The sequence below is a fragment of the Sneathiella glossodoripedis JCM 23214 genome (assembly GCF_000616095.1).
Taxonomy (GTDB): Bacteria; Pseudomonadota; Alphaproteobacteria; order Sneathiellales; family Sneathiellaceae; genus Sneathiella; species Sneathiella glossodoripedis.
The window spans coordinates 15263-31962 of record NZ_BAMS01000004.1 but is presented as its reverse complement, the minus strand read 5'-3'; the positions used below and the strand labels follow the sequence as shown (position 1 = coordinate 31962).

14 protein-coding genes and 1 pseudogene are annotated in these 16700 nt (G+C 44.9%); 9 read left to right on the top strand and 6 right to left on the bottom strand.

What is annotated here, in order from left to right; all coding sequences use genetic code 11:
- The first annotated feature begins 1 nt into the window (after position 1).
- Positions 2-2131 carry a peptidase domain-containing ABC transporter gene (locus JCM23214_RS14740; RefSeq protein ID WP_025899613.1) on the top strand — a complete coding sequence of 710 codons (2130 nt, stop codon included), beginning with the start codon at positions 2-4 and terminating at the stop codon, positions 2129-2131.
- Positions 2131-3510, top strand: a complete 1380-nt coding sequence (locus JCM23214_RS14735) for an HlyD family type I secretion periplasmic adaptor subunit (RefSeq protein ID WP_025899612.1) — start codon at positions 2131-2133, stop codon at positions 3508-3510. The genes JCM23214_RS14740 and JCM23214_RS14735 overlap by 1 nt, the downstream gene beginning before the upstream one ends.
- 17 nt (positions 3511-3527) lie before the next feature.
- On the opposite strand, the gene JCM23214_RS14730 is transcribed toward JCM23214_RS14735, so the two are convergent.
- Together JCM23214_RS14730 and JCM23214_RS22765 are read right to left on the bottom strand one after the other, a co-directional pair.
- On the bottom strand, positions 3528-5093 hold the full coding sequence (locus JCM23214_RS14730) for a DUF3369 domain-containing protein (RefSeq protein ID WP_025899611.1): 1566 nt from the start codon (positions 5091-5093) through the stop codon (positions 3528-3530).
- A 3-nt stretch (positions 5094-5096) separates the two neighbouring features.
- Complete coding sequence (locus JCM23214_RS22765; RefSeq protein WP_025899610.1) at positions 5097-7151, bottom strand: PAS domain S-box protein; 2055 nt, start codon at positions 7149-7151, stop codon at positions 5097-5099.
- A 350-nt stretch (positions 7152-7501) separates the two neighbouring features.
- On the opposite strand from JCM23214_RS22765, the gene JCM23214_RS14720 reads away from it, so the two are divergent.
- Positions 7502-7849 (top strand): RidA family protein, encoded by a 348-nt coding sequence (locus tag JCM23214_RS14720; RefSeq protein WP_025899609.1) that lies wholly within the window; start codon positions 7502-7504, stop codon positions 7847-7849.
- A 34-nt stretch (positions 7850-7883) separates the two neighbouring features.
- On the opposite strand, the gene JCM23214_RS14715 is transcribed toward JCM23214_RS14720, so the two are convergent.
- On the bottom strand, positions 7884-8171 hold the full coding sequence (locus tag JCM23214_RS14715) for a DUF1330 domain-containing protein (protein ID WP_025899608.1): 288 nt from the start codon (positions 8169-8171) through the stop codon (positions 7884-7886).
- A gap of 87 nt (positions 8172-8258) precedes the next feature.
- On the opposite strand from JCM23214_RS14715, the gene JCM23214_RS14710 reads away from it, so the two are divergent.
- Positions 8259-9119, top strand: coding sequence for an urea carboxylase-associated family protein (locus JCM23214_RS14710; RefSeq protein WP_025899607.1), 861 nt, complete (start codon positions 8259-8261; stop codon positions 9117-9119).
- A 165-nt stretch (positions 9120-9284) separates the two neighbouring features.
- Positions 9285-11612, top strand: a complete 2328-nt coding sequence (locus tag JCM23214_RS22760) for a methyl-accepting chemotaxis protein (protein WP_025899606.1) — start codon at positions 9285-9287, stop codon at positions 11610-11612.
- A gap of 54 nt (positions 11613-11666) precedes the next feature.
- On the opposite strand, the pseudogene JCM23214_RS21140 reads toward JCM23214_RS22760, so the two are convergent.
- Positions 11667-12346 (bottom strand): annotated as a pseudogene (locus JCM23214_RS21140) (ArsR/SmtB family transcription factor).
- Between the two features lie 71 nt (positions 12347-12417).
- Here JCM23214_RS21140 and JCM23214_RS21135 point away from each other — a divergent pair.
- Positions 12418-12723 (top strand): NIPSNAP family protein, encoded by a 306-nt coding sequence (locus JCM23214_RS21135; RefSeq protein ID WP_037493711.1) that lies wholly within the window; start codon positions 12418-12420, stop codon positions 12721-12723.
- 13 nt (positions 12724-12736) lie between these two features.
- Positions 12737-13081, top strand: coding sequence for an antibiotic biosynthesis monooxygenase family protein (locus JCM23214_RS14690; protein WP_025899605.1), 345 nt, complete (start codon positions 12737-12739; stop codon positions 13079-13081).
- Positions 13082-13093: 12 nt separating this feature from the next.
- Here JCM23214_RS14690 and JCM23214_RS14685 read toward each other — a convergent pair whose 3' ends face one another.
- Together JCM23214_RS14685 and JCM23214_RS14675 are read right to left on the bottom strand one after the other, a co-directional pair.
- Complete coding sequence (locus JCM23214_RS14685; protein WP_025899604.1) at positions 13094-13891, bottom strand: sulfotransferase domain-containing protein; 798 nt, start codon at positions 13889-13891, stop codon at positions 13094-13096.
- Between the two features lie 140 nt (positions 13892-14031).
- A complete protein-coding gene (locus tag JCM23214_RS14675) occupies positions 14032-14514 on the bottom strand; it encodes a MarR family winged helix-turn-helix transcriptional regulator (RefSeq protein WP_025899603.1) in 483 nt (160 codons plus the stop codon).
- Positions 14515-14831: 317 nt separating this feature from the next.
- Between JCM23214_RS14675 and ectA the strand changes: the two genes are divergently transcribed.
- Together ectA and ectB are read left to right on the top strand one after the other, a co-directional pair.
- Positions 14832-15386, top strand: a complete 555-nt coding sequence (gene ectA / locus JCM23214_RS14670; RefSeq protein ID WP_025899602.1) for a diaminobutyrate acetyltransferase — start codon at positions 14832-14834, stop codon at positions 15384-15386.
- A 37-nt stretch (positions 15387-15423) separates the two neighbouring features.
- The gene (gene ectB, locus JCM23214_RS14665; RefSeq protein WP_025899601.1) at positions 15424-16698 is read left to right on the top strand and encodes a diaminobutyrate--2-oxoglutarate transaminase; all 1275 of its coding nucleotides are present in this window, start codon (positions 15424-15426) and stop codon (positions 16696-16698) included.
- Positions 16699-16700 lie beyond the last annotated feature (2 nt).

The window sequence follows — 16700 nt, the reverse complement described above, 5'->3', positions numbered from 1 at the left end:
CATGACATTTCTGACAGCCAAGGCCAATTTCGCCGCTGATAATAACTGGGGCCGTAACACTCAATTTGCTGCTTGCCTGACACCCATGCTCGAAGCTTTGGGTTGGCGCGGTGACCCAGAACAGGTCATCGAAGCCATGCCCCATTTCAAGACGACTATGGATGAGCTCGATTTCCGAAGCGCTCTGGCAAATCTTCATTACGGAAGTACATCAAAGGAAACAACAATTGGATCCATTGATCCGCGTCTTTACCCATGCCTGTTTAATCCTGAAAGAGGATCGCTAAAGATTCTACTCTCTAAAACAGATGAGGGTTACTATGTGTACGATGCGGGAAAGCAGGATTACAGAACCCTACGTAACCCTTATGTTAAGAAAGCAAAAGGCACCGCCTATTTTTTCAATCCAATCCCGAAAGAAAAAATAGGCCAGTGGAATTCCAGTAAAAACTGGTTCAGGGCTGTATTTGGGCGCTTTGCCCCACTCACGCGTCAGATTTTGATGATAACGTTCATCCTAAATATTCTGGCACTTGCAACCCCATTATTCATTATGGCTGTCTATGACATGGTCATCGGCGCCAACTCAAAAGAAACGTTGAAATTTCTCGTCCTGGGTATTGTCATTGCCTTCATATGTGAGATCGTACTTCGTCTAATGCGCGGCAGGATGCTGTCATACATAAGTGCGAGGCTGGATTACATTATTGGCAGTACCGTCTTGCAGAAAATTCTGTCGCTTCCCGTCAGCCAGACAGAGAGAAGCTCACTGGGCTCCAAACTGGCGCGTTTTCGCGAGTTTGACATGATCCGGGAGTTTTTCATCGGTCCAATGGCTATGGCTCTTCTGGAGATCCCTTTCGTTTTCATTTTTCTGATTGCTGTTGGGCTTATTGGTGGCCCATTGGTCATTATCCCAATTCTGATGATTGTCCTGTATATTATTGCAGCCCTCGTTATTTTGCCGATCATTCAAAAAAGAACAACGGATGATCTAACCCATTCTGCCAGCAAGGGCTCCTTTGTAACCGAATGCTTCAACAATATGAGAACGATCAAGCAACTCGGGGCAGAGGAAATCTGGCTTGAACGTTACCGTGATATCTCCACTGGCAATGCTATTGCAGGCATTCGCAATAATATGATAGCCGCTATCGCACAGACTTTCGCGCATGTCGTAATGATTACAGCAGGGATACTCACCCTGACCTTTGGTATCAGCAGAGTATTTGAAGAAAGCATGACAGTAGGTGCGTTGGTTGCGACCATGGCCCTGATCTGGAGGATGTTGTCTCCAACGCAAACTGTGTTCCTCGCTTTAACCAAACTCAACCAGATTGGTATCAGCATCAAAAGGCTGAACCAACTATTCACCTTGCAAAGTGAAAGCAACCCATACGCCTCTTCCAAACTCAAAGAATTTAAAGGGCAAATTACATTTTCCCGGGTTAGCTTCAGATATTCACCGGAACAGGATCCTGCTGTGATGGGGTTGGATTTACAAATCATGCCAGGTGAGGTTGTGGCCTTCGCTGGCGCAAACAGTTCTGGAAAATCCACTGTTATCAAATTGCTGGCAGGCCTTTACCAACCGCAAGTTGGGCGAATTTCACTTGATGGAGTAGATATTCGTCAGATCGATCCATTGGAGCTTCGCAAATCCATGGGATATATGCCGCAAAACAGCGAACTCTTCCATGGAACCATTAGACAAAACCTTCTACTCGCAAAAAGCACGGCGAGTGAAGAGCAAATCCTTGAAGCGTGTGAATGGGCGAACTTGACTGAAGACATCAACAATCTTCCCGACAAACTGGACACTCGCATCGGCGATCAGACACTATTGCAACTTCCTGCCGGTTTTCAGCAACGTATGATCATGGCTCGCGCCTTATTATGTAATGCCAAAATCATGATTTTTGACGAGCCGGGGAACACCTTGGATGAAGATGGTGATCTCGCGTTTCTGGAAGCTGTTGAGAAAATCCGCGGCAAAGCCACTGTTATTATAATCACACATCGGCCCAGCCATATGCGGGCGGCTGACAGGGTTGTCCTGATGAACCGCGGTATGGTTCAGACAATCGGTCCAGCTTCAAGTGTAATTCCACTGCTCTTTGGAGGGGCATAATGGGTAAATCTTTGAAATTTCTCGCTATTGATCAGGACAAATACAGGGCTGTTTCCAAAAAGCTTGAAAAAGGGAAGCCGGAAACCCAGCGCCTTGGTCAATCAATTATGCTGGAAGAAAACGGCCCCTCCTCCCTTCTGCGTATCGCAATTTTGTTCAGCTTTGTGGGGTTACTTGCGTTTATTGTTTGGGCCCAAAATGCTGTAATTGACGAAGTTGCTGTTGCATCAGGTGAAGTTATTCCATCAGGAACAGTACAGACATTGCAGCATATCGATGGCGGAACAATCAGCAATATAGCCATCGAAGAAGGTGAAATCGTCAAGCAAAACCAAGTTCTCATCCAGCTTGACCCAACTGATACAGTCGCCGAGCTGAAACAATTACGGACACAGGAGCTGATCTGGAGATTAAAATCACGCCGTTTGCAAGCCTTCATTAATGACACACCATTGGATGCCAGTGGCATTGACCCTCGGTTTATCGATCAAATCAATGAACAACAGGAGCTGCTGAAAATTCAACGGCTGGACCTTGAAAACCAGCAATCAGTGGTAAAAACACAAATTGATCAGCGCAAATCCGAACTTCAGGTGCTGCAAAGCCAAATCGAAATTCTTAAAGAGCAGATCAAACCTCTGGAAGAACAAATGAAAATCCGCGAAGGGCTTTATAAAAATAAAACCCTTAGCCGTTTCGATTTTCTCGATAGTCAGCGCCAATATCTGCAGGAAAAAGGAAATCTGGATGAATTGATTTCCAAACAACAATCCTCCTTGCAAGCAATTAGTGAAGCTGAAAATCGACTGCAAGAGCTCAATAGTCGCATTCGGAGGGAGGCTTTGGACGAAATGGCACTCGCGAATTCCGAAGCTTTAAAACTGGCAGAAGAGATTGAGCGACTGGAAGGAGCGCTGGGACGATTAAACATCACTTCGCCTGTTGATGGAATAGTGCAGGGTATGGATGTAAATTCTGTCGGCACCGTGATCAAACCGGGCAGTCCTATTCTGTCGATTGTACCAATTGATCAGGAGTTGATTGTTGAGGCTCGCATTCGCCCCGAAGATATTGGTTTTCTTCAAATCGGTCAGGATGCAACTGTCAAATTTACAACTTACAACTATTCCAGATATGGCTCGGTATCTGGAAAACTGATCCATATTTCCGCTACCACTTTTGAAGATGAGCAGGGTGAAAATTTCTACAAGGGAAAAATCAAACTGGACCAGCCTTACGTGGGCAATGATCCTTCGATGAATTTGATTTTACCGGGAATGACCGCTGTTGCAGACATACATAGCGGCAAGAAGTCGCTGATGGATTACCTTTTAAAGCCCATTCACACGACAATTACACAGGCTTTCAGAGAAAGATAAAAATCCATAAGCAAAACTTAGACGACATCCTGATATTGTGCGCAGATAGCATCAACTTGATCGATATTTGAAAGAAGTATCTCTACAAGCCTGGGTTCAAAATGCTTGCCGCTCTGTCCCAGGATATGAGTCATCACCTTATCTCTGGGCCAAGCCTGTTTATAACATCTTTCATTTCCAAGTGCGTCATACACATCGGCGATCGCTGCAATACGACCAAAAAGATGAATTTGTTCCCCCTTCTTTTTCGCGGGATAACCACTGCCGTCCCATTTCTCGTGATGGTCGCGTGCGATGATAGCCGACGCTTTTAAAATCTTCTTTTTAGATGATTTCAACATATCATGACCAAGTTGGGCATGGGTTTGCATGATCACCCATTCATCAGCAGTCAATTTACCGGGCTTGTTCAAAACAGCATCCGGAATTCCTATTTTCCCGACATCGTGAAGCGGGGATGCCAGTTTAATGATCTCAGCAGTCTCTTTTTCAAGACCATATTTAAGGGCCAAAAATTTACTAATTTCTGCCACGCGCTTTACATGATTACCCGTCTCCTTTGAGCGTGTTTCAACGGCCTCACCCAGCATATACACAATTTCACGCTGGGTATCCTCAAGTTCATAATGCAAATCTATGTTTTCATATGCGATGCTGATATTCCGGGCAAACACTTCCATCAGCGAACGATCCATCTCGGTAAGTGGTCTCAAACCCGACAAATAAAGTATATTGGTTGACCCCATAGCAGTGCTAAAATAGCCGACAAAGCGATCTGCGCGATAATAACTTTTCTCGTTCTTGATAGCCTGCGAAATATCCTGCAGAATGTCTTCCGTCAGTACACCCTGTGCATCTTTGCCAACAACTTCTCGATATTCTCCTGTTGCCGCCAGCACTTTGAGCCCCTCTGCGGTATCTGACACTGCAAGACCCTCTGCTTTCATATAGGCGGCGCTACTGTCCAAGTGTAGCAATGACGTAATTTGACTAAGAACACCTTCGGTAAACTGGCGGATATTTGTTAATCCAAAAATGTCTGCCGAACTTTCAATCACTCTTTCCAGTCCAACTTTATTTCTCTCCAACGCCATAATGTCGCGGAAGGATCTTAAAGAGGCACACATAAGGGTGAACAGCTTTTGAGACGTAAGCTCCGTCTTCTCTTTATAATCATTTATGTCATATCTGACGATCACATCACGCTCTGGTGCCTGACCCGGCTGACCTGTTCGAAGTATAATTCGAACTGTTTTATTTTTCAGTTCTTCACGAATATAATCAGCAACTTCAAGTCCAGCATGTTCGCGTTCCATAACAACATCTAAAAGAATAACCGCCATGTCAGGATGCTCTCGAATAAGAACCTTTGCATCGTCGCCGTTATAAGCGTGAAAGAACTCTACTCCTCGTCCATCAAACTCAAAATCCTCCAACGCAAGCGTTGTCACATTGTGAACTGCCTCTTCATCATCAACTAGCAGCACTTTCCATCGGTCGGGCACATCTCTATCCAACTGAATTACCGGAAGATCATTTTCTGTCTCTTCCTCCCAAAACATCATATCTCGATTTTCTGACATTAACTATTTTCCTCTGGTGTAAGGGAAAGAGAAGTGAAATTCTGTTCCTTCACCGACTACACTATTGCACTTGATTGTCCCCCCCAGAGACTGCGTTACCTGATTAAACAAAATATGCAGTCCAAGCCCACTTCCGCCGGCCCCTCGCCTTGTTGTAAAAAACGGGTCAAAAATCTTGGAAACTGTTTGCTCATCCATACCGCAGCCATTGTCCCTGTAGGTCACATCGAGCATCTCACCGCGGCGCTTCACGTTGATTGTAATTTCCCCGACTTCTTGGTCTGGAAAGGCGTGAATTATTGAATTCATTACAAGGTTTGTAATAATCTGTGCGATAGGCCCCGGCAAACTTTCAACTATGATATCTCTGTCACCGGTAACCTTGACCTGATGCTTGTATTTCTTAAGTTGAGGCTGCAAACTGAGCAACACCTCCTCAATATAATCAACCAAAGCAAACGTACGACTTGCCTCACTCGACTGATCTACAGCAACCTGCTTGAAACTTTTGATCAGGTCGGACGCCCTCATCAGATTGGTTTCAGTGATTTTTGTGGATCTCTCCGCCGTATTCAAAAATGACAGAAAATCACTTTTCTTTAGAGTCCCATTTTCAACAGCTACCTGTAATTTCTGTACCTTTTCGTGCAAGTGCGATGCGGCTGTCACCCCAACTCCAATAGGAGTATTAATTTCATGCGCCACCCCAGCCACCAGGCTTCCCAATGACGCCAGTTTTTCGGACTGGACTAGTTCTGCTTGGGTGAGTTGCAGGGTGCTTAAGGTTTCCCTTAGTCGCTTTTCAGCTTCTTTTCTCTCGGAAATATCACGGACAATAATAGTAAAAAAATTCTGATTCTGCTCTTTGAAATGGCTGATTGCCAATTCCATTACAAATTTTTCCCCGTCACTTCTTCTAGATATAACCTCAGCTCCGCGCGTTCCATCATGCCCTAGCTCAACTTTGTTCATGTATTCAATGAATGAAGTTGGCTTCCCATCATCAAATTCCATTGGAATGAGATTTGCCAGATTTTGGCCCATCACTTCCTTTTGGCTATATCCAAAAATTTGTGCGGCTGCCGGATTAAAGTTCAGAATTTCACCGTTCGATCCTGCTAGGATAATCCCCTCCATCGCACTTTGCACAATCATATTCACCTGATCTTCAGCGATCTGTCGCTCCCTGACTTCTTTAACAAGATCTCTGGTTCTTTCCAGAACAACCTCCTCAAGATGTTCTCTTTGGTCGAACAATTCCGCTTCTCTATTATTAACGGTATCTGCCAGTTCATTAAATTTTACGCCAAGTGGCGCCAGCTCGTCATTTTCAGCCAATTCAATTCGCAAGCCTCGCTCTCCTGACCTAAAACGTGTTGCAACATCAATCATATGCGCAAGGCTGTTTTGTAACTGGCGGGTACTCACATAAACAAGCGCGACAGCAAAAAGCAGGGAAAGTAAGATCAAGCTAGCGCCAATTGACAATTCCTGTAAGAGCAGCGCCACGTTATCATCTCTTGCAACCTGCATCCTCACCCAGCCATACAATTTATCCGCAACCAACACCGGGACCAGTACATCGAAACCGTTTAGGCTTTCTTCAACAAACACCGCACCGTCAAAACCCACGTCTTTTTTTGCTTCAATAATTAATTTTATTGACCTGTTTTGCGTTGAGGTTGTGGAGAATTCTAGATTTCCTAAATTGTTATAAAAAGCAATTCCTTGCACCCCGGGCAAAGTAGCTTGTGCCACCAGAAATTTTTCGAGTAGTCCCTGACTTATACCCGACCGGGTTTGTTCCAAAAGCACTTCCAAAGACCTTCCCAGATTTTCGGCCTGAGATTTAACACTGTCTTTCAGAAATCCTTGTTGACCGGAAATCAAGGCAATTAGAATGAGGAGAGTTGCACAAGTTTGCAGAACAACAACGCTGACCAGCAATTTACGCCTCTGCGCTGATGACCAAAATCCGACAAACTGCCCCAACAACAACCGAGCCAGCGATTTGTTCGCATCAGGACGTGCGCCGATTTTGTTTATTTTTACGGTCACAATCTACACCGGAGCCCTTGGAAAAGTGTAAATACGGTTCTTTGATTTGTGCACCTGAACTTGCTAATATTTGCAAGCTGATCCTGACATAAAATTTATATTCCCTAATATTAATATAGTGTAAAGTTTTAGGCTTTTCTTAAGAAAAAATTAAAGCTGCTATTGCACACCTTTTGCGCAGTTTCGGCTCATGCTTCTCGCTGGCCAAGTGATATTTCCTTATGTCTTTTGCCCGTATCTTTGGTATATCTAACAATTCATCTGGACTTCTAAGCAAAATTGCTTGCTTTTGATGATTCCAAATAGGGTAAATCGAATTTTTTACAAAAAAATAAATTAGGAATAAACAAATGTCAGACATTAAACGCCTACACGTTGGTGAACGGATGAGCCAAACTGTGATTTATAACGGAATGATATGGTTGGCAGGTCAGGTTGGTGAACCTTCAGGTTCTGTCGCGGAGCAAACTCAAAATATTCTCGATAAAATCGACTCTCTTCTTGCAGAAGCGGGCTCAGACAAGAGTAAAATCCTCCAAGCTACGATCTGGCTCTCGTCAATGGAGTATTTTGCTGAAATGAATGAAGTCTGGGACAAATGGGTAGCAAAAGGAAATGCACCTGCACGTGCATGCGGTGAAGCCAAGCTGGCCACTCCTGACTACAAGGTTGAAATTCTGATTACCGCGGCTGTCTAAATAAATGGCCCATCTGCGCGGTGGGCCAAATTAGTTACACACCTTCTACAATTACAATCTCTGCAATCCCTGCGTTTTCTCTGTGCTCTTTTGCAGACTGATACTCTTTAGAGTGATAACAATTCAAAGCGTCTTGCATCGATGCAAATTCGATAACGACATTACGAGTGTGCCCCTTTCCCTCCAGCTGTTCAAAAGCACCACCACGAGCCAGAATTTTGGCACCATATTTTTCAAATGCTTTTGGCGCTCCATTGGCATATAGACTGTAATTATCAGGATCAGTGACCGTGACATGGGCGATCCAGTATGCTTTAGCCATAGAATTTCCTTTACTCAATCAACAAACTGTTTTCATTATTTATTCCAACAATACTGAATTAACTCAAGCACAGTTTTAAGCGATACCATGAAACCGACCCCACAGAACCCAGCCCCATCCGATGCAAAGGCACGCAAAGAAGTCGAACCCGTAATCTGTTATCCGGCAGATGTTCTAGAGCCGATAAAAAACGACTTTAGACAACTATACAGGAATGATCTCACCTTGATTGACTCTGTTACGGTTCCCGCTAGGGATGCGCGTTGCTTTCATGTACCGGCTGGGCACTATTTTAGAATAATTTGTCCAGATGGGCCGCAAGTTGGTGACCTCAACCTCTGGAATGCAAACAATCTGAAGGAAAAATTTTTTAGCGGCAAAACAAGGGCTTTACACGGCACTCATGTCGGTGTGGGCGACAAACTATGGAGCTCTCTACCTTTTATGAGGCCGATGGCAACCATCACGTATGATACTCTTGACTGGTATGGGTGGGACGAATTTGGCGGAAGCGTCCATGACGTAATCGGAACCCGTTGTGACCCTTATACTAACCAGCTGTTAAAAGAATCGGAATATCATTACTGCTGTCACTCGAATCTGACGCGTGCCCTCGTGAAAGAAAAGAAACTCACTATCGAAGAAGCTGAATTCGCGGTCCATGATGTTCTAAATGTATTTATGTGTACTGGCTTTACGCAAGACACACATCAATACTTCATGAAAGCAAGCCCTGTTCGGCAAGGTGACTTTCTTGAGTTTTTTGCTGAAATTGACCTTCTTGGGGCTCTGTCAGCTTGTCCAGGCGGTGACTGCTCAAGCGAGCACTCTTCTGATGAAGCTGCCTGTTACCCTCTTCAAGTTGATATCCTGCGCCCTCTGTGCGATTTACCAATTGATTGGCAGAAAACTAAGCATACTCAATATTCAGGAAACCACGGCTTATGATGATTTTGATAGTCAAATTATAAGAGAACGTGATCAATTTTTAGGCAAATTAACTTAATCGGATTTTGCTAAAGAAAATTTTAACTGTCGCTATCTTACCTTGCTCCAGTGGAAAAAGAGCCTTCATCAATGGAGGCGGCTTTGGGGGAATAAGGTGTAATTGATATGCTAGACAAGTTTAAAAGTATTCTGAAACGTAAAACCAAGCATGCAGATGAAGAACCACAATATACCCGGTTCGGAATTGGCTATCGTCTGATATCAGCGTTTTCTGTTGTAACTCTGTTGACTGTTGTCATTAGCGCTGTCAGTTGGTTCAGTGTCGATAAACTAACTGACGCCAATAAACAGACAGCCAGTCACGATATACCCTCAATAACCCTCGCACTTAAACTTGCTAACGACACCACAGAAATAGCGGCAATCGCACCGCAGCTCGGCTCAGCACTTACCAACGAAGAACGCCAGCAAAATATGCAAAACCTAAACAGTTCAATTCAACAGGCTATGTCGCGTCTGAAGGAATTGAATAGCTTTGTGGATGAAAGTCAGGCCCTTGCGAGCATTTCATCAAATTTGCAAGCACTGGAGCCACTCATTGCCCAACTTGACAGCAATGTCAGCACTCGACTTCAAATGGCGAAACTCAGAGAAGAGCGTCTGCAGCAATTACAAGAATTCCGGGGTATTCTGAGAAAAAGCGCAAGCCCACTACTTATCCCTATTCGCATGCAGCTTTTTAAAACCAACGATGAGTGGGAAGAACTTCTCGAAAACTCAATTGAAAAATCTCTCAGCGGTGAAAAGCCAGAATATGACACGGGGCCCCTTTCGCAAGCCTATTTGAACGTAATGTCCGGACAGGAAGCTGTATTCAGCGTACAAAGTTCAGGATTTTTGTTAATCAGCCTTCTTGCGGAAGGCGCTTTGGCGGAAAATAAAAAATCCGTTGAGGAATTGTCAGGAAATTTCCTGGCCTCTATTGCCAGTATGGCGACCCCGCTATCAAAACTGTCGAGTACAAATAAAACGAAATTTGCCAAAAATCTGGAAAAACTCTTTGAAGATCTCCTCTTTATCGGCAGTAAAGGCGGACCCAACGATGTAATCTTTACCATTCGCACTCAGGAACTCGAAGCAATTGAATCAGCTCAGGATATCCTGAAACAAAGCCGTGAAATTGCCGAAAAGCTTTCAAGTGACGCCAATCAGTTCGTATCTGAAATCGAACAATCTGTAGTCACCGCTAGCGCAGAAAACGAAGCGCTCGCAGAAACACTGAAACTCACAGTTTCTATCGCTGCACTCGTTACGGTCCTGATCGCCATTGCAATCGCCTGGTTCTATATTGCACGCAATATCGTAAAACGCCTGTTGATGATGGTAGATTCCGCCCGCAAACTATCCGAAGGGGATTTGAACTCCAGCATCTACCGCGAAGGCAACGATGAAATTGCACGACTTGGTTACGCAATTATGGGCTTTAGAAATGCCGCTCGAGAAGCGAAAGCTGCGCGTGAGAAAGAGGAACAGGAGCGCGCCCAGCGTGAGCAAGAACGCGAACAGGCGCGTCAGCAGCAGATTGAAAATGATCGCAAAGCTGCTGAAGAAAAGGAACGCTTAACTCTTGAAGCTGAGCAAGAAAAACGTGCTGAACTCAACCGTCTCGCTGATGAGTTTGAAGGCAGTGTTAAACATCTGGTTGAACGGTTTTCACAAGCCACTTCCAACATGAGTGAAATCTCCGGCTCAATGAGCAATTCAGCGGGCGAGACTACCGCACTTACGCAAACTGTTGCATCAGCATCGCAACTCTCAAGTAACAGCATCAACTCTGTTGCCTCTGCCGCCGAGCAACTTTCAGCTTCCATTACCGAAATAAGTCAGCAGGTTGGGCAAGCGGCTTCGATTGCGGGTGACGCTGTATCCGAGGCAGAACGCTCAAACATCATGATTACAAGCCTGAATGAAGCTGCTGCAAAAATCGGTGACGTTGTGGAATTAATCAGTGACATTGCTGAGCAGACAAACCTGCTTGCACTCAATGCGACGATTGAGGCGGCACGCGCCGGAGATGCAGGTAAAGGCTTTGCCGTGGTCGCCAGTGAGGTGAAAAACCTAGCAACGCAAACGGCAAAGGCTACTGAAGAAATTACCAATCAGATCAAAGCGGTTCAGCAAGAAACTGGAAATGCTGTTATGGCTATTGGCGGTATCAGTACAACAATTGGCCGCATTAACGAAATTAACACAACGATTTCTGCGGCTGTTGAAGAACAAGGAGCTGCGACCAACGAAATCAGCCGAAGTGTCCAGCAAGCCGCCACGAGCGCCAATGATGTAACTGCAAACATCAGTACCGTGAATGAGACCGCTAATCGTACTGGCAATTCCGCGACAGAAGTTCAAGATGTTGCACAACGACTGGTTGCTGAAGCCGAAACGTTGCAGGGCGAAGTGGATCGCTTCCTCAAGCAGGTTCGAGCCGGCTAACCTACTCCTTGTCATTCCGACTAAGGAAAACCCTGTCAATTTGGCAGGGTTTTTCTATAGACTAAATCTCTTGTTTAAACGCTGCTCACCTGTTTTACTGAATTGAATGGCTCGAGAGCCATCAACTCGCTTCGCCCAACCAAGTTCATAAAATCTTTGAAGCAGAGCTGAGCCCAAACCCCCGGCCAAATGAGTACGTCTCTCACTCCAATCCAAGCATGACAAGCATAATGGCCGCTTTGAATGAACCAGTGTTCCATGTTTATGCCAAATTGAACAAATTCTGAATGTCCAGCGTTAGTCAGCTCTATACCGTTACTGGTTTCGCTCAAATAATTTTTAGCCAGCAACCCCTCATAGAGCTTTACTGCTAAATCGCCGGCGAGATGATTATAACAAATCCGTGCTTTTCTGAGGCTCGGGTCTTTAGGCCCGGTTCGTGTCCTGAGCAACCCTCTGCGAGCTGCCAACCCCATCAACGCTTCCAAAGCGTGCCCAACTTCGTCATCTGCTAGCACAAAATACTTATGGCGGCCTTGTTTGCGGACTGCAATCAATTGTGCAAATTCCAGTTTTTTGAGGTGAGAGCTTGCAGTTTGCGCAGTAATTCCGGCTTCTGCCGCTAATTCCGTTGCAGTAAGCGCTTTTCCCGCCAGCAATGCTGACAACATGTTAGCTCTCGCTGGATCCCCAATGAGAGACGCCACAAGAGCAATGTCGGGCCCTTCTTTCATAGTTCGACCATAACCGAAGCATTAAATACAAACAACAGAATAATATTCCAACAAACAGTTTGGAGATTATTATGCTGACTTGCTTTATCAAATATCACATTGCCCCAACCAAGAAAGACTTGTTTGAGGAATATTCACGGAACTGGTCCGTAGCAATTCCCAGAAATGGCGCTGATTTAGTGGGGTATTTTGCTCCCCATGAAGGTTCCAGTACGCTAGCCTACGGAGTTTATCATATAGAAAGTCTTGCAGCGTACGAGCAATATAGACAACAATTGGCCAAAGACCCGCTTGGTCTGCAAAATTATCAATTTGCACAAAGAGAAAAATTCATTTTACGAGAAGACCGAACTTTCCTCAAAAAAATATCTATCTAGCAGGAGCGATTAAATGATTGCAGTAATATTTGAAGTTGAACCAACCGAGGGGAAGCGTGACAATTATCTTGAAATAGCCGCATCCTTGAGAGATCACCTTGAGGAAATTGACGGCTTTATTTCTGTTGAAAGATTTCAGAGCATAACCAACCCGGAAAAAATGCTCTCCCTTTCCTTTTTTGAAAATGAAGCCGCCGTGAAAGAATGGCGAAACTTGGAAATTCACCGCAAAGCGCAATCCAAGGGCCGCTCCGGCCTCTTTAAAAATTACCGTTTGCGTGTAGCTAATGTCTTACGTGACTACGGAATAAATGAGCGGAGCGAGGCACCGACTGATAGCAAAGCACTCCATGATTAATTGTGCTCTCAATCAATCCAGATAGTTGTACCCATGCGCATATTTTAAGTTTTCCGATATGGTTTTTTTGAAAAAATCCATATCATCCTGACTATACCACTCCAAAGGATCTCTTTTATCAAAACGAACGAATTTTTCTGAGTCTGCTTTTGCTGCCATTTTCTCTCGACTACTTTCCGACACAGCAAATGCTAGACTATCTTGTGGCATATCGATGCCAAAATGAGAAAAAATTCGGCTCATCTGATTTTGAGCGTCCGCTTTCAGATCCTCGTAATACAATGTAATGCTATGCTCAGGGAAACGCTCAATCGTGCGGCCCCATCGATTATAAAACCGAATGTGCCACCAAATATCAGCCCAGTGTTGGTGGCCATTTTTGTCACCACGCAGAAACTCGCTAAATGACATATTCAGCGTATTCCCATGCCATTTTTCATAAAATGAAACTAATGCATGGCGAATATCACGAAATAAAATGGCACTTGGAGGAACCTGAACAAAAGTTCTTACCAGCCTGCTATCATATAATCTGTGAGGAATTTGATGGGTGCTGGCAATACGAGGGGTATCCGGGTATAACGGTTTGTGCTTGGGATGCCCAATAAAGTCATTACTCTTGGCGTTGTCTGTATGCTTTGGTGTTGGATACCCGTGCTTATGAGCAATAGCACAGCTGAGCATATATTTCAGCCAATGAGTGCCAGAGTGCTGACCGGTGACCAGATATCCTTCAAAATCACGATATTTCAATATAGAAAAATTTGAAATATCGCGCCTAAATGCGTGAAATCGGAAAACTGTATCCATATCTGTATCTCACATGCCCACAACAAGCCTTACAGTAAACAAGCCCTGTTCTACACAGTTCGTGAAAGCTTGAACACCTGTTTTGAAAAATAAATGATCTTTATCTTCCGAAGCGTTATCTACTGCGACGCTCGGGTAATTCATTCACTAGGCAGTTTATCAATAGCACCTGTATGCAATACAGGCGCTGCGTCGAGCTCTGACGCTCCCATCAGAGATGCGAGCCGCCCCATAACAGAAGCAATCATACTTTGCTCCCACGCCTCAAGCTGAGCAAAATTATTGGCGAACCGATCCTGAAGAGCAGTTGGCGCACTGGTCACAAGTTCACGCCCCAAATCGGTTAATTTGACGAAGACTTTTCGTTTGTCACTTTGCCCACGCTCTCGCAAAATCAGCCCTCTCGCCTCCAATTTATCCAGTAGCGTACTCACAGTGGCTTGAGACAAGTTTATTTCTTTGGCGACGGCGCCTGCCGTCATGTCTGCAGCACCGTTCAAGGCTTGCATCGCCAACAGTTGGGACGTGGACAAGCCTGTCTCCTGAGCCAGCTTGCGCCCATTGAGTTCAGTTGCCCGCATAATCTGCCGCAACGCCACCAGAGTTTCTTCCAATCGATCCATTTCTGTTCCAGTTCAGGATTATGTGGCTCATCAGCCCATTTTTACCCTCTACGAAACTAATCGACAATATAATTTACTGATCAAATATTTTGACGTAAAAAATTTTTAATTTCGAACATTTTAGAAAATCAAAATCCCTTAAAAGCGTGGAGATTTTGGTCTATTTCAGGAAAAATAGGCCAAAATACAAAATTTTTCTCCATAACCTTCTTGAAAATTAATTCGATGATCAATATGTTTTGCTCGAATTGATATTAATCTAAGAGGGAAAATGCCCAACAACTTCGATTGACGAAGGAAAATGTGGCATTAAAAATATGCGGACAACAAGAACGCACCTAAAACCACATTCAAAAACTGACTTTTCAATTGAAATTCCAAATTCTACAGACGGATCAGATGTAAACGATCTCATTGCGCGATGTGATCCGTTGGACGAAAACTCAGTCTATTGCAATCTTTTGCAATGCACCCATTTTTCAAAAACTTCCGCAATCGCAAAAAAGGACGGAGAAGTATTCGGTTTTGTATCTGGCTACAAGCTTCCTGAGGACCCTTCGCGCCTTTTCGTCTGGCAAGTAGCTGTCGACAAAGCCGCGCGTGGTCACGGTCTCGCAAAAAAAATGATACTTGATATTTTGGCGCGTCCCGATTGTGAGCAGGTCGAAGAATTACACACCACAGTTACTCCCAGCAATTCAGCATCTCAGGCGTTGTTCAGCTCAGTTGCCGAAGCACTCAACACTGAAGCTCAATCCTTCATGATCTTTGATCGCAAACAACATCTGAAGGACGAGCATGAAAGCGAACACCTTTGGGTTATCGGCCCCTTCGATAACAAAGCTGAAGAAATTCTCAAAGCCGCAGCCTGATTACGGCTCCAGCACCCATCATAAACACGGAATTATCATGACTATTTTTGATACACTTGAATCTGAAGTCCAAAGCTACGCTCGGTCATTTCCAGTCGAATTCGCCCGTGCGGAGGGCTCTTATCTGATCACCCGGGACGAGACAGCCTATATCGATTTCCTTGCCGGTGCCGGTAGTTTAAATTACGGCCATAATCATCCAGTACTCCAGGAAGCTCTGGTCGACTATATCAAGTCAAATGGTATTACCCATGGTCTTGATATGCATACCAGCGCGAAAAAAGATTTTCTGCATCATTTCAATGAATTCATCTTAAAACCCAGAAGTATGGAATATATGGTGCAGTTCACAGGGCCAACCGGTGCAAATGCTGTTGAGGCAGCCCTTAAATTGGCTAGGAAAACTACGGGACGCACAAATGTCGCCTCATTTACCAATGGCTTCCATGGTGTCACATTGGGCGCCCTTGCCGTTACCGGCAATACACATCATCGCGGAGCATCAGGAGTGACACTCGGCGGCACAACCCGTGTACCCTTCGATGGCTATCTGGGTGAAGATTATGACACCACTGAATATTTGGACAAATTACTAAGTGATGGCAGTAGTGGCATCGACCATCCCGCAGCCGTCATAGTTGAGACCATTCAGGGAGAAGGTGGATTGAATGCTGCCCGTATCGAATGGTTACAAAATCTCGAAGCAGTGTGTCGCAAATATGACTTGTTGCTGATTGTTGATGACATACAAGCTGGTTGCGGCAGAAGCGGCACCTTCTTCAGTTTCGAAGACGCAGGCATCAAACCAGACATCATTACTCTGTCTAAGTCACTTTCAGGCTATGGCCTTCCTTTTGCGGTCACACTTATCCGTCCTGATTTGGACCAGTGGGAGCCGGGTGAGCATAACGGCACATTCCGCGGAAACAACCATGCCTTTGTTACAGCCGCTGCAGCACTGAAAGAATTTTGGAAAGACGATGAGTTTCTTGTAGGCGTGAATGAAAACGCCAAAATACTCCATCATCGCCTACTGGAAATGACACTCAAGTACGGAAACGGAAGTGTGACAGGCCGCGGCCGGGGTATGATGCAGGGGATTGCTGTTGAAAACGGTGAGGTTGCGGGTCGCATCTGCAAAACCTGCTTTGAAAACGGCTTGATAATTGAAACCAGTGGTGCCGATGATGAAGTTGTAAAATGCTTGGCTCCCCTGAATATACCATCAGAACTTCTAATCAAGGGACTGGATATTCTGGAAGATGCAGTCGCCCGCGAAATTCCAGCGCCGAATATAAAAGCGGCTGAATAACT